At 65.6% G+C, this 22,172-nt stretch carries 22 protein-coding genes; 14 read left to right on the top strand and 8 right to left on the bottom strand.

Translation table 11 applies throughout. The features are described from left to right. Positions 1 to 12: 12 nt before the first annotated feature. Positions 13 to 1,872, bottom strand: a complete 1,860-nt coding sequence (locus NX862_RS09415) for a bifunctional 2',3'-cyclic-nucleotide 2'-phosphodiesterase/3'-nucleotidase (RefSeq protein ID WP_264493651.1) — start codon at positions 1,870 to 1,872, stop codon at positions 13 to 15. Positions 1,873 to 2,139: 267 nt separating this feature from the next. Between NX862_RS09415 and nudC the strand changes: the two genes are divergently transcribed. Together nudC and NX862_RS09405 are read left to right on the top strand one after the other, a co-directional pair. Further along, positions 2,140 to 3,075: an NAD(+) diphosphatase gene (gene nudC, locus NX862_RS09410; protein ID WP_264493954.1), complete on the top strand. Its 936-nt coding sequence runs from the start codon at positions 2,140 to 2,142 to the stop codon at positions 3,073 to 3,075. Positions 3,076 to 3,117: 42 nt separating this feature from the next. Then, positions 3,118 to 4,182 (top strand): WD40/YVTN/BNR-like repeat-containing protein, encoded by a 1,065-nt coding sequence (locus tag NX862_RS09405; protein WP_264493650.1) that lies wholly within the window; start codon positions 3,118 to 3,120, stop codon positions 4,180 to 4,182. On the opposite strand, the gene NX862_RS09400 is transcribed toward NX862_RS09405, so the two are convergent. The 4 genes from NX862_RS09400 to NX862_RS09385 are packed head-to-tail and all read right to left on the bottom strand — an operon-like array spanning position 4,179 to position 8,317. Continuing rightward, positions 4,179 to 5,096 carry a hypothetical protein gene (locus NX862_RS09400; protein ID WP_264493649.1) on the bottom strand — a complete coding sequence of 306 codons (918 nt, stop codon included), beginning with the start codon at positions 5,094 to 5,096 and terminating at the stop codon, positions 4,179 to 4,181. The two genes, NX862_RS09405 and NX862_RS09400, sit on opposite strands and share 4 nt — an antisense overlap. Continuing rightward, positions 5,093 to 6,493 carry a heme biosynthesis protein HemY gene (locus NX862_RS09395; RefSeq protein WP_264493648.1) on the bottom strand — a complete coding sequence of 467 codons (1,401 nt, stop codon included), beginning with the start codon at positions 6,491 to 6,493 and terminating at the stop codon, positions 5,093 to 5,095. Before NX862_RS09395 ends, NX862_RS09400 begins: the two co-directional genes overlap by 4 nt. 4 nt (positions 6,494 to 6,497) lie before the next feature. Then, positions 6,498 to 7,562: a COG4223 family protein gene (locus tag NX862_RS09390; RefSeq protein WP_264493647.1), complete on the bottom strand. Its 1,065-nt coding sequence runs from the start codon at positions 7,560 to 7,562 to the stop codon at positions 6,498 to 6,500. 47 nt (positions 7,563 to 7,609) lie between these two features. After that, a complete protein-coding gene (locus NX862_RS09385; RefSeq protein ID WP_264493646.1) occupies positions 7,610 to 8,317 on the bottom strand; it encodes a uroporphyrinogen-III synthase in 708 nt (235 codons plus the stop codon). Positions 8,318 to 8,362: 45 nt separating this feature from the next. Here NX862_RS09385 and tsaD point away from each other — a divergent pair, with 45 nt between their 5' ends. The 5 genes from tsaD to NX862_RS09360 all read left to right on the top strand — a co-directional run bounded on the left by tsaD (position 8,363) and on the right by NX862_RS09360 (position 11,490). Further along, a complete protein-coding gene (gene tsaD, locus NX862_RS09380) occupies positions 8,363 to 9,424 on the top strand; it encodes a tRNA (adenosine(37)-N6)-threonylcarbamoyltransferase complex transferase subunit TsaD (protein ID WP_264493645.1) in 1,062 nt (353 codons plus the stop codon). Beyond that, the gene (locus tag NX862_RS09375; RefSeq protein ID WP_264493644.1) at positions 9,421 to 10,314 is read left to right on the top strand and encodes an NAD(P)H-dependent glycerol-3-phosphate dehydrogenase; all 894 of its coding nucleotides are present in this window, start codon (positions 9,421 to 9,423) and stop codon (positions 10,312 to 10,314) included. The genes tsaD and NX862_RS09375 overlap by 4 nt, the downstream gene beginning before the upstream one ends. Before the next feature lie 3 nt (positions 10,315 to 10,317). Further along, a complete protein-coding gene (locus tag NX862_RS09370; RefSeq protein ID WP_264493643.1) occupies positions 10,318 to 10,587 on the top strand; it encodes a YciI family protein in 270 nt (89 codons plus the stop codon). Then, on the top strand, positions 10,584 to 11,003 hold the full coding sequence (locus NX862_RS09365) for an EVE domain-containing protein (protein WP_264493642.1): 420 nt from the start codon (positions 10,584 to 10,586) through the stop codon (positions 11,001 to 11,003). The genes NX862_RS09370 and NX862_RS09365 overlap by 4 nt, the downstream gene beginning before the upstream one ends. 91 nt (positions 11,004 to 11,094) lie before the next feature. Next, entirely contained in the window at positions 11,095 to 11,490 is a 396-nt protein-coding gene (locus tag NX862_RS09360) for a DUF1761 domain-containing protein (RefSeq protein WP_264493641.1), read from the top strand. A gap of 179 nt (positions 11,491 to 11,669) precedes the next feature. Here NX862_RS09360 and NX862_RS09355 read toward each other — a convergent pair whose 3' ends face one another. From NX862_RS09355 to NX862_RS09345, 3 genes are all read right to left on the bottom strand, one after another. Next, positions 11,670 to 11,978 carry a DUF2853 family protein gene (locus NX862_RS09355; protein WP_264493640.1) on the bottom strand — a complete coding sequence of 103 codons (309 nt, stop codon included), beginning with the start codon at positions 11,976 to 11,978 and terminating at the stop codon, positions 11,670 to 11,672. A 194-nt stretch (positions 11,979 to 12,172) separates the two neighbouring features. Beyond that, positions 12,173 to 13,567: an adenosylhomocysteinase gene (ahcY, locus tag NX862_RS09350; protein ID WP_264493639.1), complete on the bottom strand. Its 1,395-nt coding sequence runs from the start codon at positions 13,565 to 13,567 to the stop codon at positions 12,173 to 12,175. A gap of 100 nt (positions 13,568 to 13,667) precedes the next feature. Beyond that, positions 13,668 to 15,248 carry a hypothetical protein gene (locus tag NX862_RS09345; protein ID WP_264493638.1) on the bottom strand — a complete coding sequence of 527 codons (1,581 nt, stop codon included), beginning with the start codon at positions 15,246 to 15,248 and terminating at the stop codon, positions 13,668 to 13,670. 174 nt (positions 15,249 to 15,422) lie between these two features. Between NX862_RS09345 and NX862_RS09340 the strand changes: the two genes are divergently transcribed. From NX862_RS09340 to NX862_RS09310, 7 genes are read left to right on the top strand one after another with little or no spacing between them, the layout of a single operon-like run. After that, a complete protein-coding gene (locus tag NX862_RS09340) occupies positions 15,423 to 15,695 on the top strand; it encodes a hypothetical protein (protein ID WP_264493637.1) in 273 nt (90 codons plus the stop codon). Positions 15,696 to 15,701: 6 nt separating this feature from the next. Beyond that, complete coding sequence (locus NX862_RS09335; RefSeq protein ID WP_264493636.1) at positions 15,702 to 16,067, top strand: response regulator; 366 nt, start codon at positions 15,702 to 15,704, stop codon at positions 16,065 to 16,067. A gap of 4 nt (positions 16,068 to 16,071) precedes the next feature. Next, complete coding sequence (locus NX862_RS09330; RefSeq protein ID WP_264493635.1) at positions 16,072 to 18,003, top strand: chemotaxis protein CheA; 1,932 nt, start codon at positions 16,072 to 16,074, stop codon at positions 18,001 to 18,003. A gap of 52 nt (positions 18,004 to 18,055) precedes the next feature. After that, positions 18,056 to 18,499, top strand: coding sequence for a chemotaxis protein CheW (locus tag NX862_RS09325; RefSeq protein WP_264493634.1), 444 nt, complete (start codon positions 18,056 to 18,058; stop codon positions 18,497 to 18,499). An 11-nt stretch (positions 18,500 to 18,510) separates the two neighbouring features. Continuing rightward, positions 18,511 to 20,679: a HAMP domain-containing methyl-accepting chemotaxis protein gene (locus tag NX862_RS09320; RefSeq protein ID WP_264493633.1), complete on the top strand. Its 2,169-nt coding sequence runs from the start codon at positions 18,511 to 18,513 to the stop codon at positions 20,677 to 20,679. Between the two features lie 55 nt (positions 20,680 to 20,734). Then, positions 20,735 to 21,289 carry a chemotaxis protein CheW gene (locus NX862_RS09315; protein ID WP_264493632.1) on the top strand — a complete coding sequence of 185 codons (555 nt, stop codon included), beginning with the start codon at positions 20,735 to 20,737 and terminating at the stop codon, positions 21,287 to 21,289. A gap of 49 nt (positions 21,290 to 21,338) precedes the next feature. Continuing rightward, complete coding sequence (locus tag NX862_RS09310) at positions 21,339 to 22,172, top strand: CheR family methyltransferase (RefSeq protein WP_264493631.1); 834 nt, start codon at positions 21,339 to 21,341, stop codon at positions 22,170 to 22,172.

Genomic DNA, 22,172 nt, shown 5'->3' with positions numbered 1-22,172 from the left:
GCTCCTGTTACCTTATCCCAGATGCAGGCGAAAGCGGCGGAAGCCTTCGGGCGTGATCTCCAGCGGCTCGGCGTGCAGCGGCATGAGGTCGGACAGATAGCGCGCCGCCCCTGGCGCGCTGTCAAACAGCACCGAGGTTCCCGGCATGGCGCGAAAGCGCCAGGGTGGCGGGGTGGCAGGGGGCAGCACCCCAAGCCGTGCGATATGGTCGGTCAGGATGTCGCGGCTGGCGGTCGGCCCCTTGATCACCAGGCGATCCGCACCCCCCACGGGAAAGCCACCGCTGCCCGTCGCCCGGTAGGTGTTGGTGGCCAGGACAAAGCGCTGATCGGCGCCCACCGGCGCGCCCTGGAAGCGCAGGTCGCAGATGCGGCCCCGCGGGCGCCCCGTCGCACCGCCGCGGGCATCATGCGCGGCGGGGGCGGAAAGATCGACCTCCCAGGTCAGGCCCTCGACCGTGTCGAAGTTAAAGCTGGGGAAGTCGGCATCGACCAACCAGGCATCCTGCGCGCCGGGGTCTATCCGGTTGAACTGGCTGAAGGACCGCTCCAGCCAGGCGGCCAGATCGGCGCCCGTCACCAACAGCGCCGCGATGGCATTGGGATGGGGATAAAGGTCAAAGACATGGCGCCGCGTCAGGCGACCTGCGGGCACATGGGCATAGTTCTCGGGCCCGCCGCGACCACCGGCGTGAAAAGGCGCCGCGACCGAGACGACCGGCAAGCCCTCATGCGGGGTGCCTTGCAGGGCGTGGCGCACATGATCGGCCTGGGCCTGCGCGATCAGCCGCACCGAAGCCGAGGGCGCGACCATGGCGAAATACGAGTGCAACGGCGCCAGCGTCCGCCCCACGGTTTGCGCCGCCCAATCCCGCGTTGCCTGATGCGCCGGCGCGGCCAATGCCAGGATCTGCGGGTCCGACCGGGTCAGCGCCTTCAGCAGCCCCGACTCGCGCCGGGCGATGGGGCGCAGCGCCACGGTCGCGCCCTGGACCTGCCAGCCGCCCTCATGCCTTAGGGTCAGGTCGATCACCCCAAGATGTGAGCCGAAAAAGCCCGGCATCACCACCGGCTTGCCATGGACCGTCCCGGCCTGCGGGTCGATCCCCGGCGCCACAGGATAGCCGGGCGCCGGAAAGGCCTGATGCGTGTGGCCTGCGACCAGGGCGTCGATGCCGGGGATGCGGGCCAGGGCGGCGGTGGCATTCTCCAGCATCGGCAGAGGCTCTGACCCCGCAATCCCGGAATGGGACAGGGCGATCACCACATCGGCCCCCTCGGCGCGCAGGCAGGCGACATGGTGGCGCGCGGCCTCCAGGATGTCGCGCACCTCCATCGCCGCGCCAAGCGCCGCGCGGTCCCATTGCACGACCTGGGGCGGAGCAAAGCCCAGCAGGCCGATGCGGATCGGATGCAGGGCGCCGGGCAGGTGGCGCGTCAGGATCAGCCGGGGGGCGGCGATGTGGCGATCCTCGGCCGGAGTGGCGCCCCGCGCGGTCAGCATGTTGGACGACACGATCGGAAAGCGGCACGCCGCCAAAGCCCGCCCCAGCGCCTGCAGCCCATGCGAGAATTCGTGATTGCCCAGCGTGGCCGCGTCATAGCCCAGGGCGTTCATCGCCGCGATCACCGGGTTTTCGCCCTGCGGCACCTCGGCCATGGGCGACCCGTTCAAAAAGTCGCCATTGTCGAACAGCAGCGCCCCCGGATGCTCTGCCCGCGCGCGGCGGATCAGGCTGGCGGTTCGCGCCAATCCCGCCGAGGGGCTGGGCCGGTTGGCGTGGTAATCCCATGGCATGACATGGGCGTGCAGATCCGTCGTGGCCAGGATGCGCAGCACGACATTTGCGCTGTTCTTCGGGTCCGGGATCATGAAACACAACCATAGGTTGAGCTTCCGACCAAGAGTCTCCCACCAGAACGCCTCCGGTAGTTCATGTCCTGCTGATGTCCTTCGCGCTGTCCCACGGCACCGCTGCCAAGCGGCCCCGCCTGCCGGTTACAGTCCAACTCTTTTACCCGCGCAACCCGTGTGGACAACAAATATTCAACTTTTCAACCCCTGGTGGCAAAAGTGCCGCAATTTCCATGGTTTCCCCGGAAGGGCAAAACTGGCATGACAGGGAAAACGGAGGTGCAGATGCGGTTGGGCGAAACGGTGACGTTCGGCGGTTCGGGGCTGGATCGGGCGGGGCATCTGCGTGAAACGGCGGGGGACCTGTGGCCGCAAGCCGGGGTGATCCTGCTGTGGAAGGGGCGCGTGCTGTTGGACGGCGCCGGGCGGCTGGTGCGGCTGGCCGCAGATCACCCGCTGGCGGGGACCGCGGCCACCGCGATCTTTCTGGGCGAGCCCGAGACGCCGGTTTTCGCCCAAGACATCTCGTCCTGGGTGCCCGAGGCCGAAATTGCGCCGGGCGGCTTCATGGACACCCAGGTTCAGGCCCATCCCGCCTTGCCCGCTGATTGGGGCTTTCACGAGCTGCGGGCCGTCATGGCCGCCCTGACCCCGCGTGAGGCAGAGCTTGCCGCCACCGCCCGCGCCCTGATCGAATGGCACCGCATCCATGGGTTCTGCGCCAGCTGCGGGGCGAAGTCGGTGGCGATCCTGGCCGGTTGGCAGCGGTCCTGCCCCGATTGCGGCGCGCAGCACTTTCCGCGCACCGATCCCGTGGTCATCATGCTGATCACCCGCGACAACCGGCTTCTGCTGGGCCGCAACGAAAACTGGCCCGAAGGCATGTATTCCCTGCTGGCCGGTTTCATCGAACCGGGCGAGACGGTCGAAGCCGCCGTCCGCCGCGAGGTGTTTGAGGAATCCGGCGTTCGGGTGGGAAAGGTCGATTACCTGACCTCGCAGCCCTGGCCCTTTCCCGCCAGCCTGATGCTGGGCTGCCGCGGCGAGGCGCTGACCGAAGAGATCACCATCGACCCCGCCGAGCTGCAAGAGGCGCTGTGGGTCACGCGCGAAGACCTGCTTTCGGCCTTTGCTGGCACCCATCCCAAGATCAAACCCTCTCGCAAGGGGGCGATTGCCCAGTTCATCATGCAACATTGGCTGTCGGACACGCTTGATTGAAACCGAGGCCTCCGTTACCTTGATATCAAAGGGAGCGGCGCGATGACACGGATTCTGATCGGGACGACGAAAGGGGCCTTCATCTTGCAGGCCGGCAAAATCAGCGGCCCACATTGCGACGGCTGGCCGATCAACCATGTGATCGGCGACCCCGCCACCGGGCGGATTTACGCGGCGGGCGGCGGAGAGTTCCACGGCGCCGGCATCTGGCACAGCGACGACGGCACAAGCTGGAGCCTGGCGAAACTCGCCTCGGGCAAGGCGGATGAGTGGTTCGCCCCCGAGGCCCCCAAGGCGCCCTTCACCGGGCAGATCGACTGTTTCTGGTCGCTGGGCCTCGTGGGCGGCAAGGTGCTGGCCGGGGCGAAACCGGCCAACCTGTTCGAAAGCACCGATGGCGAAAGCTGGACGCTGCAACCGGCCTTGGCGGGGTTTCAGGGCCGCGAGGACTGGTTTCCGGGTGCGGCGGGGTTGGTGCTGCACACGATTGTCGCCGACCCCGCCAAGCCGGAAAAGCTGTGGGTCGGGATTTCGGCGGCAGGGGTCTTTGCCAGCGAAGACGGCGGCGCCAGTTGGGAGCGGCGCAACCGCGCCACCAACGCCAGCCATCATGGACATGACCATGACCCGTCGGAAATCGGCTCTTGCGTTCACAACATGGTCCGCGCGCCCGGGACCCCGGACCTGATGTATCAGCAAAACCACCACGGCGTCTTTCGCAGCCAGGACGGCGGGCGCAGCTGGCAGGACATCAGCGCGGGCCTGCCCTCGACCTTTGGCTTTCCCATCGCGGTTCATCCCCAGGACCCTTTGCGCATCTGGACCCTGCCCTTGAACGGCGACAGCGCGGGCCGCTTTCCGCCCGGCGCCTCGGCGGCGGTCTGGACGTCGCGCGACGGCGGCGACACCTGGACGCGGCAATCCAACGGCCTGCCGCAGGAAAACTGCTTTTTCACCGTGCTGCGGCAGGCCATGGCGACCGACCGCGACGGCGGGATCTATTTCGGCACCAACTCGGGCTCGATCTTTGGGTCACAAGACGCCGGCGACACCTGGGAAGAGCTGGCGCGCCACCTGCCCACCATAACCTCGGTCGAGACGGCTTAGGCCATCAGCGCCTCAAGCCCCTCTTGAAGCACATCCAGCGCATCGGCCTCCAGCGGGCGCAGCAGGGCCTTGCGCAGTTCGGCCACCTGGGCGTGACGATCCTTGGCCAGCCGCTCGGCCACGCTGCCCAGGATCTTTTTGCCCAGCCGCGCGCCGGACAACAGCGGATGGATCAGCCGCTTGTCCGACTCCAAAGCCTCTTCGACGCCCAAGGGATAGTAGTAGGTCATGTGCATCGGCCCCACCGCCAGATCGCCAAGGTTGCGGATGATGGGGTTTGGCATCCGCGCCACCTCAGAGGGGGCCACGGATTCGCATTGCGGCCACTGGGCCTTGAGCCCGGCTTCCTTGGCGCGCGCCATCTCGCGGCGGCGGTCATAAAGGTGCAACACCGCCCGACGTGACATGAAAACGATGGGGAAAAAGCTTTTGACGACCTTGGCGCCATGGCCGGGGCCAAGCTCTTCGTCGAACCAGGCGCGCTGCAGGCCCGCCCAATAGGTCCAGTCGTCCGGACCACATTCCGACACATAAGGCGCGCAGAAATCGACGTTTTCAGCCTCCAGCCGGGCGATCAATCCGGCCAGGTCCAGGCCATTTACGCAGCAATCGCCGTCCAGCATCAGGAAGAAGTCGGCAGGATCGGCCTCGGCCAGCAGGTAAAAGGCATAGTCGCCGTTCAGCCACAACGCCTTTTCCGGCGAGGGCCGCAGCGGCAGGCCGCGGGCAGGAAAATCGGACAGGCGGTGTTCAAGCACTTGGATGCCCGGGGGCACGGTGAAGGGCCGCGTCATGTCGGCCATGACCGTCACCCCACCCCCCGCCGCCGCCGACAGCCGCCGATAGCACAGGTCGGTCGCCTCGTCCCACAGGTGGGTCCGCAGGTAAATCGCGGTGCGCCGCCCCCCGGTCATGGGACATCGGCCCTGGACTTGGGCCCGCTGACGATGACAGGCAAAAGCTCTGCCCCGGTGGCCGAGGGGCCATGGGTCTCGTTCGGCTCGCGCCAGGACAGGGTGTCAAAGCCGCCGCAATTCTCGCAGGTCGGGCCCCAGGCGGAATGGACGGCTTGGCACTTGTCGCAACACCATTGCGGGCCGCGTGGCGCGGTCAAGGCCCGCGACAGCCAGGCGCGCACCGTGGCCTCGTCGCCGCCCTCGCCGCGTTCGATGGCGGCCATGATCGCCAGCGCCCGCTGGGTCGGATGCGAGGTCGCAAGATCGCCCAGCGCGCGGCGTGCGGCGGGGAAATCTTCGGCCGCGATGGAAAGCTCGGCCAAAAGCTGTTGCGTTTCCGGGTGTTGCGGCTGGATCGCGGTCAGGACGCGGAACCGTTTCACCCGCGCCTCGGGGGATTCCTCGGGCTCGATCTCGGCAAAGGCGGCGGCTAGGTCAGGATGGGGCCGCGCCTCCCAGGCCTTTTTCAGCACCCGCGTGGCGTTTTTCCTGTCCCCCTTGGCGATATAGCTGCGCGCCGCCATCGCCGCCGCCGGGATCAGATCGGGCGAGGCCTTGTTGGCCGCAATCGCCGCCTCTTGCGCCTCGATGCTGGCGGTTTCGTCGACGACCACCTTGGCCTCTTGCAGGGCCATGACCGCGTCGCGCCGGCGCCAGACCTCTTTCGGCAGCACCCCCGCCCGGGCCTGAGCCTGAAGCGTCGCCCTTGCGCCCTTCCAATCCGCAGCGCCGGATTGCAGCTTCAACAGCACCTCTTGCAGGTTCGCATCCCGCGGTTTCAGTTCAAAGGCCTTTTCGGCCAGCTTCAGCGCGGTGTCCTTGTCGCCCTCGGCCAGCTTCTGGTTCAACAGGCCGCGGATGCCGACGAAACGGGTCCGCGGGTCCGACAACAGCACCTTGTAAGCCGCCTCGGCGCGGGAGGTGTCGCCCGAAACCTCCGCCGCCTGAGCGGTCAAAAGCTGCGTCAGCACCGGCATGTCCAGGTATTTTTGTGCGCGCTGCGCCTTGATCAGGGCAAGCCGACCCTCACCGGCGGCCAAGGCCAGCATCCCGTCGCCCAGCGCCTGAAACCCGCGCCTTTCGCGGTCGCGGTCCAGATAGCGGCTGATGGCGGTCTCATCGCCCGAGAAAAACCGGATCACCGCGACGGCCAGGCCCAGAGCCTTCATCACCAGCCAGCCCGCCAGGGTCAGCAGCAGCACCGCGATGGCCAAAGGCAGGGGCCGCAACGAGATTTCATAGCCCGCAAAGGACACCCGCATCACCGCATCGGCTTGCAACAGGTAATCGGCGCCAAAGGCCAGGACCAAGACGGCCAGGACGAAAAAGACGATCCGCAACAGCGACCAGAGCATCGGCCTACTCCCCCAGGGCGGCAAGCGCCGCTTCGGCATCCAGCCGAAGTTGCGCCTGGGCCCGCCAATCGGCCATCGCCGCCTGACCCGCCTCGGGCAGGGCCGACACCTCGGCCAGGGCGGCGGTCAGGTCGCCCCGGGCCAAGGCGGCCTCGGCCCGCGACAGGACGGCATCCGGGTCGGTGCCCTCTTGCGGCGTCAAGGCCCGCGCCCCGGTTGTGGCGCGCAAGAAGTTCTTGACCCGGTCCGACCAGGTGGCGCCCATATCGGCCTTGAGGCTGGCCTCCAAAGCCGCGCGGGCCGCATCGGGGAAAGCCGCCTGCAGCGACGGCAGCGAGGGCAGCCCGGTCGCCGCATGTTCGGCGATCACCGCGGGCAGGTCGTTCAGGTCGACCACGGCGCGCAGATAGGGCGCGCCCGAATCCAGCGCGGCGGCAATCTGGCGCAGGGCGGCTTGACGGATGCCCTCGGCGGCGGTTTCGCGGGCCTGGGCCTCGATCTGTGCCAGCTTGTCCGCCGTCGCCTTGACCTGCGCATCCAGTTGCGCCTGAACGGCGGGGGACACGACCCCAGCGCTTTGCGCCTTCATCGCCTCGACCTCGGCACGCAGGCCGGCCAGTGCGGCGGGATCGGCGGAGGCGCCTTGGGCCGTCGGCCTGGCCTCCAGCGCGGTCAGCCGGGTTTCCAGCGTGTCTAACCCGGGCGCGGCTTCCAGTTTGACGATGCGGTCGGCCAGGCCACTGGCATCGGCCAATTGCGCCTGCAAGGCCTGGACCGAGGCGGTCAGCGTCGCCACCTGCGCCACGGCATCGGCCAAGGCTTGAGCCTGCGCGGGATCGGGGGTCGCTTGGGTCGGCCAACCCTGGGGCACGACCTGCGCCAGACCAAAGCCCAGACCCGCAGCGATCACGCCGCCCAGCACCGGCCACAGAGCCGAACGCCGCGCGGGCTTTGCCGGAACCGGAGCAGGCGGGACTTCGGCCTTGAGCGTCTCAGGCTGGGGCGTTTCGGGCTTGGGCGTCTCCGTGATCTCGATGACCAGCGGGTCTTGGGTCTCGGATTCGGCCATGTCGTCCTCCTGTATTCCCCTTAGGTAATGCGCCAAGGGGGCACGGTTCAAGGCAAAGGCGGCAGGTTCAGCGCGCTTCGTGTCGCTTCCCGCATGGAAAGCGCGTCGGGGCGGGCGGCGATGCGAGGTTCGGGGTCCAAGGCGCGGGAGTCCAAAGCGCGGGCGGCCTCGGCCACGGCTTGCGACATGGCGACGACGCGCAGGGGGGCGGTTGCGCCGATGCGGGCAAGCTCGGCGGCCAAAAGCGTGGCGCTGCGCGGCGAAAACAGCGGCACCAGCACCGGGGCCGTCCCCCGCAAGGCGGCGATGGCTTCGGCCGTCAGGGGGCGTTCCTCTTGCGCATAGGCCAGGGCCTCGGCCGTGGGAAGGCCCGCAGCCGTCAGGCGGGCCGCGATGTCGCCCCGCGCCTCGCAGCCGCGCAGATGCAACAGAGGCGCCACGGGGTCGGTCAGGATCAGCGCAATCAAGGCCTTTGCGTCGCCCTGGGCGGACACCGCGTCAAAGCCCAAGGCCCGCGCCGTGGCCGCCGTCTGATCGCCGACGCAATAGGCGCGGCAAGGCGGCAGGCCCCGCGCCGCCAAAGCCCCGGTTTCCGAAGTCAGGATCAGCGCCCGATGAGCCGGAATTTCCGGATGCAGAAAACGCGGCGCAATCAGCGGAGAGATCAGGCAAGGAAGGCCCAGATCGCGGGCAAACCGCTGTGACTGCGCCTCGGGCCGCGTCAGAAGGATCAGGGGTCGCGGTTGTGCGCTCATGGCTTCGGTGTTACCCCGGGGGCGGGTTTCAAACAAGGACGCCGGATGACGCTGACCCTTCTTGGCATCGAAAGCAGCTGCGATGACAGCGCCGCCGCGGTGGTGCGGTCGGACCGGGTCATCCTGTCCTCGGTGGTCGAGGGGCAGGCGGCGCTTCATGCGCCCTTTGGCGGCGTCGTGCCGGAAATCGCCGCCCGCGCCCATGCGGAAAAGCTGGATGGCTGCGTCGAACGTGCGCTGGCCGAGGCGGGGATTGGCCTGCGCGATCTGGACGGGGTGGCTGTGACCTCGGGGCCGGGGCTGATCGGCGGGGTCCTGTCCGGAGTGATGCTGGCGCGGGGGATCGCGGCGGCGACGGGGCTGCCGCTGGTGGGGGTGAACCACCTGGCGGGGCACGCGCTGACGCCGCGGCTGACCGATGGGTTGGAATTTCCCTATCTGATGCTGCTGGTGTCGGGCGGGCATTGCCAGTTCCTGATGGTGTCGGGTCCCGGAAGTTTCCGCCGTCTGGGTGGCACGATCGACGATGCCCCGGGCGAGGCCTTTGACAAGGTGGCCAAGCTTCTGGCCCTGCCGCAGCCGGGGGGGCCTCCGCTAGAGGCCGAGGCCCTGACCGGTCAACCGCGGTTCCCCTTGCCGCGCCCCCTGCTGGACCGCCCGGGCTGCGACCTAAGCTTTTCCGGGCTGAAGACGGCGGTCCTGCGGATGCGGGATGCGCTGATCGCGGAACATGGCGGGTTGCGGCGCCAAGACCGCGCCGACCTTTGCGCCAGCTTTCAGGCGGCGGTGGCGGCGGTTCTGGCCGAGAAAACCCGGCGGGCGCTGGCGGAGTCCGGGGCTCCGGTGCTGGCGGTGGCGGGGGGGGTCGCGGCCAACACGGTGATCCGCACCGCGCTGCAAGGGGTCTGTGACAAGGCGGGGGTGGGGTTCACCGCGCCGCCGCTGCGGCTTTGCACCGACAACGCCGCGATGATCGCCTGGGCCGGGATCGAAAAGCTGCAGGCCGGCTTGGTCGATCCGGCCGACCTGACCGCGCGGCCGCGCTGGCCTTTGGACGCGCTGGCGGCTCCGATGATCGGGTCGGGCAAGAAGGGGGCCAAAGCGTGATCGGCATTGTCGGAGCAGGCGCCTTTGGCCGCGCCCTGGCCGTGGCGCTGGCCCCGCGCGGTGTGACGCTGTGGGCACGCGATCCGGGGGCGCAAAGCCGCCTGCCGGGGGTGGCCCTGCCCCAGGGCGTGCGGCTGACCGGCGATCTGGGTGATCTGGCGGGGGCCGAGGCGGTGCTTTTGGCCCTGCCGATGCAGGCTCTGGCGGGGTTTCTGGCCGTGCATCCCTTGGGCGGCAGGTTGGTCGCCTGCTGCAAGGGGATCGACCTTGCGACCCTGCGCGGCCCTTCGGCGCTGATCGGGCCGGGGGCCCATGTCCTGACCGGGCCAAGTTTCGCCGCCGATATCGCAGCGGGCCTGCCAACGGCGCTGACGCTGGCAGGTCCGGACGAGGGCGACTTGCAGCGGCTTTTGTCGACGCCAACGCTGCGGCTTTACCGGACGACGGATGTGGTGGGCGCAGAACTGGGCGGCGCGCTGAAGAATGTCATCGCCATTGCCGCGGGCGTGGTGATCGGCGCGGGCCTGGGCGAAAGCGCCCGGGCGGCGCTGGTGACGCGGGGTTTCGCCGAGATGCAAAGGCTTGCGCAGGCCCTGGGCGCCCGGACCGAGACGCTGATGGGCCTGTCGGGCCTGGGCGACCTGGTGCTGACCTGCAATTCGACCGGGTCGCGCAACCTGCGCTTTGGCCTGGCGCTTGGCCGCGGTCAGGTCTTTGACCCCGCCGTCACGGTCGAAGGCGCCTCCACCGCCGAAGCCGTCGCCCGGCTTTCCGCCCAGATCGGCGTCGAAATGCCGATTTCCACCATGGTCGCGCGGCTGATCGCCCGCGACTTGGACTTGCCCGAGGCGATCCGCCTCTTGATGACCCGCCCCCTGAAGGAGGAATGAACAATGCGCGCCGTCCTGATCTGCATCGACAAACCGGGGTCTTTGGACCTGCGCCTGGCCAACCGCGCCGCCCATGTCGACTATCTGAAGGCCTCCGCTGCGGTCGAACTGGCCGGGCCCTTTTTGGAGGGTGAGGCGATGGTGGGCTCGATGCTGGTGCTGAATGTCGAAACTCTGGACGAGGCACGGGCCTGGGCCGCGGCGGACCCCTATGCCAAGGCCGGGCTTTTCGCCAGCGTCGACATCCGCGAATGGAAAAAGGTGATCGGATGAGCTTTTGGCTGTTCAAATCGGAACCCAATGTCATCTCGTTCCAAAGCCTGTGGGACAAGCTGCCCGCCGACGAGGAATGGCACGGCATCCGCAACTATCAGGCGCGCAACAACATGCGGCTGATGCAGGTGGGCGAGCGCGGGTTCTTCTACCACTCCAACATCGGCAAAGAGATCGTCGGCATCGTCGAGGTCACGCGACCCTCGGCGCCGGATTCGCGGACCGATGATCCGCGCTGGGATTGCGTCCATTTCCGTCCCGTGGCGCGGTTCCTGCGTCCCGTCGGGCTGGAGGAATGCAAGCACACGCGGGGGCTGGAACAGATGGTGCTGATCAACAACTCGCGCCTGTCGGTGCAGCCGGTGCGCGACGCGGAGTGGCAGATCCTGTGCGCGCTGGGCGGGGTTCAGGCCTGAGGTTTCCGCGCCGCAGCGGGTCCCGCCTGCGCGGGAACCGCTTGGCGCAGCGGGACGGGCGCGCTAACCTTCCCCCCAAAGGGAGGGTCTCATGCAATATCTAGCCGTTCTGCTTGCAGCCGCCGCAGCCTATGGGTTTGCGGCCTTCTGGTATACGAAGATGTCCCTGCCCTGGGCGCAGGCGGCAGGGATTCCCATCGTGGCGGGCAAACCGCAAGGCGGCGGCAGTCCGCTGGCCTTTGTCATCGGCGGCGCGATGCAACTGCTGGTGGCCGGCATGATGCGGCATGTCTTCCTGATGTCCGGGCTGGATACGCTGACCGAGGGGCTGATGGGCGGCTTCGGCATCGGGGCCTTTTTGATCACACCCTGGGTCGCGATGAACTACGCCTTTGCCGGGCGGCCGTTTCGCCTGACGCTGCTGGATGGGGTCAACAGCGTTGCGGGCTGCACGCTGATGGGCGTGGTCCTGTCGCTGTTCCTGTAAGGGGGGCAAAATAAAATGAGGGGCCCCCACCCCTAGGGACCCCTCATCCACCCCACATGCTCCCAGCTCGCACGTGTCTGATAAAAGGTCCAGGACATGATGCCCTTGGACTAAGGAATACCCGAAAAGCGGGCCCCTGTCCAAGCGCAAGAAGCGAAAGTTTGAGGCGACTTGGTCCTTCAGCCCAGGCTGGCGGCTTTGCCGAAATGCCGGGTCAGGATGTAGAACAGCACCGCCCGATAGCGGGGTTCGGCGCAGGTCTCCCAGGCGGCCTGGATCGCCTCGTCAAAGGCGGGCAGCGGGCCGAACTTGCGGATCAGGCTTTTGCGAAAGGCGGGCAGGTCGGCCAGAGTCAGGACCTCGGTCGCTGGCGCATAAATCAGCGGGCCGCAAGCCATGGTGACGCGGTGGAGAAGGTCGAAATCGGGCTCGATGCCGGCCGCGGTCAGGGCCTCGGCATAGCGGGCGATATGGGCTTCCTGCTTCATGGGGATAACTTAGGCAGACCTCGGCGCGCGGGAAAGCGAAATCCGGGGAGTTCTGAGGGATTTTTCCCCGTGAGCGACCGGGCTGCCGCGGATAACCTGGCGCCATGGTGAGGAACGATTGATCGCTGTTTTTACGAACCCGTCTCGGGTTCAGGAAAGGCCCGCCCGAGTCCCCCGGGCGGGCCTTTTTGATCTTAGTAACGGTAGTGCTCGGCCTTGAAGGGGCCTTCGACCTTGACGCCGATATAATCGGCCTGGTCTTTGCGCAGCTCGGTCAGTTTGACGCCGATCTTCTTCAGATGCAGACGGGCAACCTTTTCATCCAGCGCTTTCGGCAGGATATAGACGCCGGGCGCATAATCGGCGCCCTTGGTCCAAAGCTCGATCTGGGCCAGCACTTGGTTGGTGAAGGAGGCCGACATCACGAAGGACGGGTGGCCGGTCGCATTGCCGAGGTTCAAGAGCCGGCCTTCCGACAGGAGGATGATGCGCGCGCCCGAGGGCATCTCGATCATGTCGACCTGTTCCTTGATGTTCGTCCATTTGTGGTTGCGCAGCGCGGCCACCTGGATTTCGTTGTCAAAGTGGCCAATGTTGCCGACGATGGCCATGTCCTTCATCGCGCGGATATGCTCGATCCGGATCACGTCCTTGTTGCCGGTCGTGGTGATGAAGATATCGGCGGTGGCGACCTCGTCTTCCAGAAGCGTCACTTCATAGCCATCCATCGCGGCCTGCAGCGCGCAGATCGGGTCGACTTCGGTGACTTTGACGCGGGCACCCGCGCCACGCAGCGAAGCGGCCGAGCCCTTGCCGACGTCGCCATACCCGCAAACGACGGCGACCTTGCCGGCCATCATCGTGTCGGTGGCGCGGCGGATGCCGTCGACCAGCGACTCCTTGCAGCCATACTTGTTGTCGAACTTCGACTTGGTGACCGAATCGTTCACGTTGATCGTCGGGAAGGGCAGTTGACCCTTCTTGTGCAGCTCATACAGGCGATGGACGCCGGTGGTGGTTTCCTCGGACACGCCTTGGATCGCGGCGCGCTGGGCGGTGAACCAGCCGGGGCTTGCCGCCAGCCGCTTCTTGATCTGGTTGAACAGGCAGACTTCCTCGTCAGAGGTCGGAACGGCGATCAGGTCGGTTTCCCCGGCCTCGACCCGCGCGCCCAAGAGGATATACAGCGTCGCATCCCCGCCGTCGTCGAGGATCATGTTGCAGGTGCCTTCGGCGAATTGGAAGATCTTGTCGGTATATTCCCAATATTCCTCCAGCGTTTCGCCCTTGATGGCGAAAACCGGGGTGCCGGCGGCGGCAATGGCCGCGGCAGCGTGATCCTGGGTCGAGAAGATATTGCAGGACGCCCAGCGCACATCGGCGCCCAGCGCCTTCAGCGTCTCGATCAGGACGCCGGTCTGGATCGTCATGTGCAAGGAGCCCGCGATGCGTGCGCCCTTCAAGGGTTGCGAGGCGCCAAACTCTTCGCGGCAGGCCATGAGACCGGGCATTTCAGTCTCGGCGATGACCAGCTCTTTGCGGCCGAACCCGGCCAGAGCGATGTCCTTGACGATGTAATCCGCAGCCATGCGGTCTCTCCTTCAATCGGTGATGGGCGGGCAGATAGCACGGACCGGGCCCGCCGACAACAAAACGCAACAAGGTTAATGGACGGTTAGGCACGACAGGTCAGAAGAGGATGGAATCGAGATCCTCGTTCAAGGCCTCTTGCTCGACCGGTTGGCCCGTGAACATCGCATGGACCTCGCGTTCACGCGCCATGGTGTAAAGCGGGATCAGACCCGAGAGCGCCCCCGCATCGACACGGCCCATGCCCGCCCGCCGGATTTCGGCGGCAGCATCGGCCATGGCCTTGGCCAGGCGCGGCAGGTCGGCCAGCCGCTGCTGGCCCGAGACAGTGACCCCGTCCAGCGCATCCAGCGTGGCAGAGATCCGCACCTCGACCTCCGACATCTCGGCCTCACGCGATTCGGCGGCGGAAAGGGTGGTCTGGATCGCGTCGACGACCTCGGTCAACTCGGAGAGTTTGACCGCCATGCCCGGATAATCCAGCGCATCCAGTTGGCTGCGCAACTGCTCCATCCCCTTTACGGCGACGGCGATGGTCGAAACCGCCTGACCCGCGCTTTCATTCACCGCCATGGCGATATAGCCCAATTCCTGCTTGGCCAGCGCCGCATGGGCCGCCTTGACCCGCGCATTGACCGCGGCAAGGCTGATCGCCTGGCCGATGTCGTCCAAAGCCTCCAGCCGGGCCAGAACCTCGGTGATCTCGCTGGCCAGGCTTTCGCATTGGGCGCTGATCCGCTCCAGCGTGGGGCGGGCGGTGTCGGTCGCTGCGGTGAACAGGCCCTGGATCTGGGTCTGCGAAGCCAGCATCTTGCGCATCTCTTCCTGACTGGGTGCGAAACCGTCCAGAACCGAGCGGCCGATCTGCCCGATCGCACCCAGGCTGTCGTCCAACTCGCGCACGATATCGGTCAGGTCATCGGCCAGGGCCTGCAGCTGCGCGGCGCCCAACGCGGCATGGGCAGACCCCGGGGCGCCGGCCGCGAGGATCGCCTCGACATGTTCCAGCCTTTGCGCGGCGGAATCCGAGAATTGAAAGGCCTTGACCAGCCGCACCACCGCCGCCTCCGCACTTTCCATCGCGCGCTGCGCGAGGCGCGAGGCGCCGCCCGAGGCCACTTCGGCAGAGCGTTCCGCCTCGACCAGCGACTGGGCGACCGAGGCCAGTTTCTGTTCCGCCCGCGCCAGAACCTGCGCCCCGGACGAGGCATCGCGAGCCATTGATTCCTGCGCCTTGCGGAAATTCTCGACCCCGGACTGGGCGCGGGCCAATTCGACCTCGATCTTGTCGGGCATCGACTTCAGGTCATCAACGAAGGACATAAGTTCAACGGACTTTTCCCGCGTGATCTGGATGGCGGTGATCGTGGCCAGGAAGTGGAAAAACAGCCGGATTCGGCTGAGCCCAGCCAGATCACCCGTGATTCCATCCAGCAACAGCCGCCGCGACGGGTCATTCAGACGCTTTTCCCAATCGGACATCACCGCGACGATTTCGCTGAGAAGCACGTTGAACCGGCCGATCTTGCCGCCCTGAAGCCCCTGAATGGCAATGACCTGCCGCATCTGCACCACCAGATCGGCCATCGACCGCTGCATCGTGCCCAGGGTATCGGACAATGCCGCAATGCCACCAATCATGTCCGCCCTGATATCGCGAACCCGTGCCGCCCACGCCATGCCAACCGTCCTTCCCTGATCTTGAGCCGGAGACTGGCAGAAAAGCCCTAACGGAAACCTAACCCCAGCATGGCTCCGGGGGGAAAAAAAAATTGCGCGGAAGGTGGGGCATTAAGCAGCCGTTCACCTTCTGTGCTTACTGCTATCCCGGCAATTGGTGTGGAGGCCGCCCGAATGACCCTTGAAGCGTCTGCTGACGAGTCCCTTTACATCCCGGCCCGTTTGGCTGTGGGCGAGGCGCAGGACCACCGCACCCGGCTTCTGGGGCTGATCGCAGAAACCCGCCCCTTCACCATCGAATTCACCGAATCCGACGGTTGCGCCCATCCTTCCGCGGTCTCGTTGCAATTGTGCCTGGCCACGGCCGCGCAACTGACCGCTGCCGGCCTTGCTCCCCAATATGGCCCGGAGGCGCGGCGCCTCCTTTCGGCCCAAAAACTTCTGTGAGGTGAGATGTCCAAAACCGTCCTTTCCATCGACGACAGCAAGGCGATCCGCGACATGGTCGCCTTTACGCTGGGCAATGCCGGCTACCGCGTGATCGAGGCGGAGAATGGGCTTCAGGGCCTGCAGAAACTGCGCTCGGAACCCGTGGCTTTGGTGATTGTCGACTTGAACATGCCGGTGATGAACGGGTTCGAGTTCATCAAGAACGCGCGATCCGATGCCAAGGGCGCGGGCATCCCGATCCTGATGCTGACCACCGAATCCCGCCCCGAGGCCAAGGCCGAGGGCAAGGCGCTTGGGGCGACCGGTTGGCTGAACAAACCTTTCGACGCCAACATGTTACTTACCGTCACCCGGAAGCTGGCAGGTTGATCCGATGGAAGTGAACCCCGCCATCCAAAGCTATGTGATCGAGGCCCGCGACCTGCTCGCACAGCTTGAGACCATGCTTCTTGACCTGGAAGTGTCCGCCACGCCCGAATCGGTGGACAGCGTTTTTCGCGCGCTGCACACGCTGAAGGGCGGCGGCGGCATGTTCGGCTTTCCCGCATTGTCGGCCTTTGTGCATCACTTCGAGGACGCCTTCGACCTGGTCCGCATGGGCAAGATCGCGGTGACTCGGCCACTTCTGGATGCGGCCCTCGCCGGTCGCGACCACATCATCGCGCTGCTCGAGGCGGGGGGCGATCCCGAACGCTCTGACGCGCTGGCAAAGTCGCCCGAGGCGGCGTCGATCCTGGCGCATCTGTCGGCTGCGGCCAATTCCTCGCCCATGCCACCGCCTCCGACGGATCGGACCTGGCATATCCATTTCCGCCCCGCCGCCAAGGCGATGATGCACGGCATGCGGCCCGACCTCTTGCTGGACGAATTGGCCAGCCTCGGGACGGTCGAGATCCACTGCCAGGCCCAAGGGCTGCCAAGCCTCGCCGACCTGGACCCGACACAAAGCCTGCTGAGCTGGGATGTGACGCTGCACACGACCCAGGGGCGCGCGGCGGTCGAATCGGTCTTCATCTTTGCCGAAGATGCCGAACTGACCATCGAAGAGGTCATCGAGCCCGAAGCCGAGGTCGAGGAAAAGCAGGCCGGTCCGACTCAGGCCCGCAGCCCAACGGCCAAGTCCCCGCAAAACAGCCCCGAAACCGTCCGCGTTCCGGCGCCAAAGCTTGACGCGATCCTGGATCAATTGGGCGAGCTGGTGATTGCCCAGGCCCGCCTGAACCAAATCGCGGCCCGGTTTGGTGATTCGACCCTGGATGGTCTGGTGGAAGAGTTTCAGCGTCTGATCGGCGGCCTTCGCGACACGACCTTGGCCATCCGCATGCTTCCCATCGAAACCGTCTTTGGCAAATTCCGGCGCGTTGTCCGCGACTTGTCGGTCGAACTGGGCAAGGACGTGATCCTGGAAACCGAAGGTGGCGAGACTGAGATCGACAAGAACGTCCTCGATCGCCTCTCCGAACCCCTGGTCCACATGATCCGCAACTCCGTCGACCACGGCATCGAGTCCGAGGCCGAACGCATCGCGGCGGGCAAGCCGGCGCAGGGACTGGTCCGGCTCTCGGCCTGTCAGGATGCCGGCGAAATCCTCATCACGATCGAGGATGACGGCAAGGGCCTGGACCACGAACGCATCCGGCAAAAGGCGATCGAACGTGGCATCCTGTCACCGGACGCGACGCCGACCGAAAACCAGCTGGCCGAGCTGATCTTTGCCCCCGGTTTCTCGACCGCGGAAAAGGTCTCGAACGTGTCGGGCCGCGGCGTCGGGATGGATGCCGTCATGACCACGATCACCGCGCTGCGCGGCTCGGTCGAGGTCATGTCGCGCAAGGGCGAAGGCACGCTGATTTCGCTGCGCCTGCCGCTGACGCTTGCCATCATCGACGGGCTTTTGGTGCAACTGGGCGGCGATATCTTCGTCATGCCGCTGATCGCCGTCGATGAATGTGTCGAATTCGACCTGACCGAACTGCGGCGCGACAGCGGACGGACCATGCTGGCCATCCGGGACGAAATGGTGCCCTTCGTCGATCTGGCCGACCTCTTCAACGTCTCGACCGACGGCGTGACCCGCCGCCGCGTCGTCATTGTCCGGGCTGAGGGGCAGCGGATGGGCCTGGTCGTCGATGACATCCTTGGCCAACACCAGACCGTCATCAAACCCATGTCGCCCTTCCATGCCGCGCTGTCCGACTTCGCCGGATCGACGATCCTGGGCGATGGCACGGTCGCGCTGATCCTGGACATCACTTCCCTGCTGCGCGGCCTGTTGAACGGCCAGACGCAAGCCCTTGCCGCCTGAGGTTCCGATGTCATCAAACTCAAATCTGGACGACGGCGAAACGGGGCTTGAAATGTCCCTGATCGTCCGGCTGAACGGCGAATCCTTCGCGATCCCGGTTCGGCATGTGCATGAAGTCATTCACGAAATCCCGCGCACACGGGTGCCCAATGCCGGCGGGCTTGCCCCCTGGCTGATCAATGTCCGCGGCGCTGTGGTGCCGCTGGTTGATGTGCGACGACGATTGTGTATGCCGCCGCACGACGGCGATGACGGCCAGATCGTCGTCCTGGACCTGCCGCGCGGCAATGAAAGTCACCGGTTGGCGCTTTTGGCCGATGGCGTCGAAGAGGTGATGGAAATTGATCCCGCTCGGATCGAGGCCCTTCCCCTGCGCGGCGCGCCCTGGCCTGCCGAATATGTCCGCGGCTCGGTTCGTCGCAATGGCGACCTGGTGCTGATTATCGAAACCGAATCCCTGTTCGAGCCGGACCCCAGCTCGCCCCCCCTCCACTGAACGAGTAAGCGATGAAACTCACCATAAAATCCAAGCTTGGCGCGATCTTCGGACTGATCCTCGTCCTTTTGGGGGCGATTTCCTGGATCGGACTGGATGCGCTGGAACGCGTCAACACTCAGGCGGACCGACTGGCCACGGTCAACAACCGTCAGGTCGAACTGGCTGGCAATCTGCGGCAAAACTGGACCAAGATGGACTATTTGACCCTGCGCCATATCCTGACGAACACCGAAGAGGACATGACCGCAATCGAAGAAGAAATCACGGACCTTCGCACGGCCCAAAACGCAGACATTGATGAACTGACCAAGCTGGACGATGGGTCAATCACCAAGGCGCTGGAGGAACTGTCCCTGGTCAGCGGCCTGATCGCTGCGCAGCGCGATGAAGTGATGAAACTGTCGCGCGCAAGCAGCCGCGCCGCGTCATCCGCTTTGATTGTGGCGAATGTGGCCAAAGAAGCCAACGAGATCGGGAACCGCGAGTCTGCGTTGAATGACGCAATCGTTGCCTCGGGTGCGATGGGGGTTGATCCTTTCATCAACCAGATTGACGTGGTCAGCGACCTGGCCTTGCTGGTCAACCTGAACACGTCGATCCTGGATTCCCACACGCAGGACGAAACGATTGCCACGCTGTCGACTGAACTGAGCGCGCAGATCGCAGAAACCCAGGCCGCGCTGCAACGCCTTGGCGAAATGAATGGCGGACGTGTGCGTCTGGAATACGAAGCGTTTGAAAAAGCGACAAAATCTGTGTTGTCGACGGGCGAACAGGTTCTGGCGCTGGTCGTCGCCAATACAGAGAACAAGGCACAAACCATCCTGTTCGGCGAACTGGGCAAGCTGGTGAATCGGCGCACCGTTTTGCTGGACGACGTGATCAAGAACGTGAAGGCTGAAACCGCAGAGACGGTCGAAGCGGCCGCAACGGCCTACAGCTCCAGCCGCTCCTTGATCCTGACCTTTGCCCTTCTGGCCATCGCAATCGGCGTTGTTGGCGCCGTGGTGATGGTTGTGTCGATCACCCGTGGCCTGGGCCGCGCCGTGGTGGCCGCCCGCAAAGTGGCCGAAGGCGATCTGAACGCCGACACCCATGCGACCTCGAAGGACGAGCTTGGCGATTTGATGATTGCGATGGGCGACATGACCTCGTCGTTGAAAGTGATGACCACGACCGCCGAGGCGATTTCGCGCGGCGATCTGACGGTGACGACCAAGCGCCGGTCCGAGGCCGACACCCTGGGCATCGCCCTGGAACGGATGCTGGCCAAGCTGCGCGATGTCGTGGGCAATATGTCGATCTCGTCGCAAAGCGTGGCGACCTCGGCCCATGCCATGAGCTCGACGGCCGAGGACCTGTCCTCGGGCGCCACCGAACAGGCGGCGGCGGCGGAACAGGCTTCTTCGGCGATGGAAGAGATGTCGGCGAACATCCGGCAGTCGGCGGACAATGCCGCGCAGACCGAGAAGATCGCGACCCATGCCGCGACCCAGGCCAAGGAAAGCGGCGAGGCCGTGGGCGAGGCCGTGACCGCAATGCGCACGATTGCCGACAAGATCACCATCATCCAGGAAATCGCGCGGCAAACCGACCTTCTGGCGCTGAACGCCGCGGTCGAGGCGGCGCGGGCCGGGCAACATGGCAAGGGCTTTGCCGTGGTCGCCTCGGAAGTGCGCAAACTGGCCGAACGCAGCCAACAGGCGGCGGGCGAAATCAATGAGCTCTCGGGCCGGACCGTCGATGTCAGCCGCAAGGCCGGCGAGATGCTGCAGACCCTCGTGCCCTCGATCCAGCGCACGGCGGATCTGGTGCAAGAGATTTCCGCCGCGATGCGCGAGCAGAACACCGGCGCCGATCAGATCAACCAGGCGATCCGCCAATTGGATACGGTGATCCAGCGCAATGCTTCGGCCTCGACCGAAGCGGCCTCGGTTTCCGACGGTCTGGCGGCGCAATCGGAACAGCTGCATGGCATCATCAGCTTCTTCAAGCTGGACGAGAATGGCAGCCGGGATCGGGGTCGTGCGCCGCAAAAGACCTCTCGGCCTGCGGCCTCGAACACCGCGGCGCAATGGCGTCAGGGTGCGCAGCGCCAGGTGATGGATGGGACGACCGGCCTGGTGCTGGACCTGTCCGATGATGACGTGAAGGACTCGGACTTCGAGCGGTTCTGAACCCTTTTCGGGTGGCGCGGGCCTCGCGCCACCCAGAATTTAGCCGGTGGATATCATGGCAGCAGTTGACACAACCCCCAGCACAAGACCCGGTTTGCGCCGCCGCTTTGGCCCAACGGTAGAGGTCGAGACCGACACTTCGACCTTTGTCACCTTTGACCTGGGCGATCAGATTTTTGCCGTTGATGTCGCCAATGTGCGCGAGATCCTGGACAGCCAGGCCATCTCTGCCCTGCCCAATGCCTCGTCCGACCTGATCGGGATGATCGACATCCGTGGCCAGGGTATTCCCGTCATGGATCTGAGCCTGCCGCTTGGCCTGCAACGCCTGTCGCATGACGAAAGCGAAGAGCGGCTGATCGTGCTGGATTTCGCGGGCGATTCCGCGCCGACCGTGGCCATCGCAGCCGACCGCGTGCGCTCGGTCGTCGAGATTGCGGCTGGCGTGATCGACCCGGTTCCGTCGGTTCCGGGCAGCTGGAATTCTGGCGCGATGAAGGGGGTGACGCGGCTGGATGGCGCCCTGGTCTACCTGATCGACCTGCGCGAGGCGTTGCGCATGGCTCCCAAGGATGTGTCGGGTCTGAAAGGCCCCTTCGATTTCGACTGACATGATGGGCGCACATCCTTCCCCCGATCCTTTCGCGCCGCAAGGCCGCATGTCGCGACGCGTCGCCGCCGCCATCGTCGAACGGCTGAAGACCGTCGCCGGCATCCGCGTCGACCCCAAGAACCAGCAGTTCCTAACTTTCCGTCTGGATCGCCGCCTGCAAGCCCTGGGACTTGACAGCTATGAGGCCTATCTCGAGGTTCTGGAAAGCCCCTCGGGCGAGGCCGAGACCGCCCGCTTGGTCGAAAGCCTGGTCACCCATACGACCAGCTTTTTCCGTGAGCCCGCGCATTTCGACTGGATGGAAAAGACCGGCCTGCCCACTTTGAACGAGGCTGGCGCCGGCCGCTTGCATCCCCTGACGGTGTGGAGCGCGGCTTGTTCGACCGGGCCAGAGCTTTGGTCGGCCGGCATGGTGCTGGATCGGTTTTCGCAGACGATCACCGGCGGGCTGCGCTGGGGCATGGTTGGTTCTGATATCTCCGCCGGGGTTTTGCGGCGGGCCGCGGGGGCGATTTTCACCGCCACCGAACTCGCCGGCGTCAATGAAGAGCGCAAGCGGCAGTATTTCCTGCGCTCCCGTCCCGGTGTGGCCATCGCCAATGGGCAAAGGCTGTATCGCGTCGCGCCCGAACTGCGCAACCGAGCAAGCTTTGCTCAAGGCAACCTGCTGCAGGAACTGCCCGATATCCCACTGGCAGACATCATTTTTTTGCGAAACGTCCTGATCTATTTCGCGCCCGATGACCGCCAGGCCTGTTTGAACAATGTCACCGCCCGTCTGCGCCAGGGTGGCTATCTGATCCTGGGCCATTCTGACAGCCATCACGGCCTGCCACCAGGAATGACAGCCTGTGGCCCCTCGATTTTCCGTAAAGGTTAG

It is taken from the genome of Stagnihabitans lacustris (genome assembly GCF_025950525.1).
Classification (GTDB): domain Bacteria; phylum Pseudomonadota; class Alphaproteobacteria; order Rhodobacterales; family Rhodobacteraceae; genus Stagnihabitans.
The sequence above is the reverse complement of the archived record's forward strand: the minus strand, read 5'-3'. Positions and strand labels throughout refer to the sequence as shown.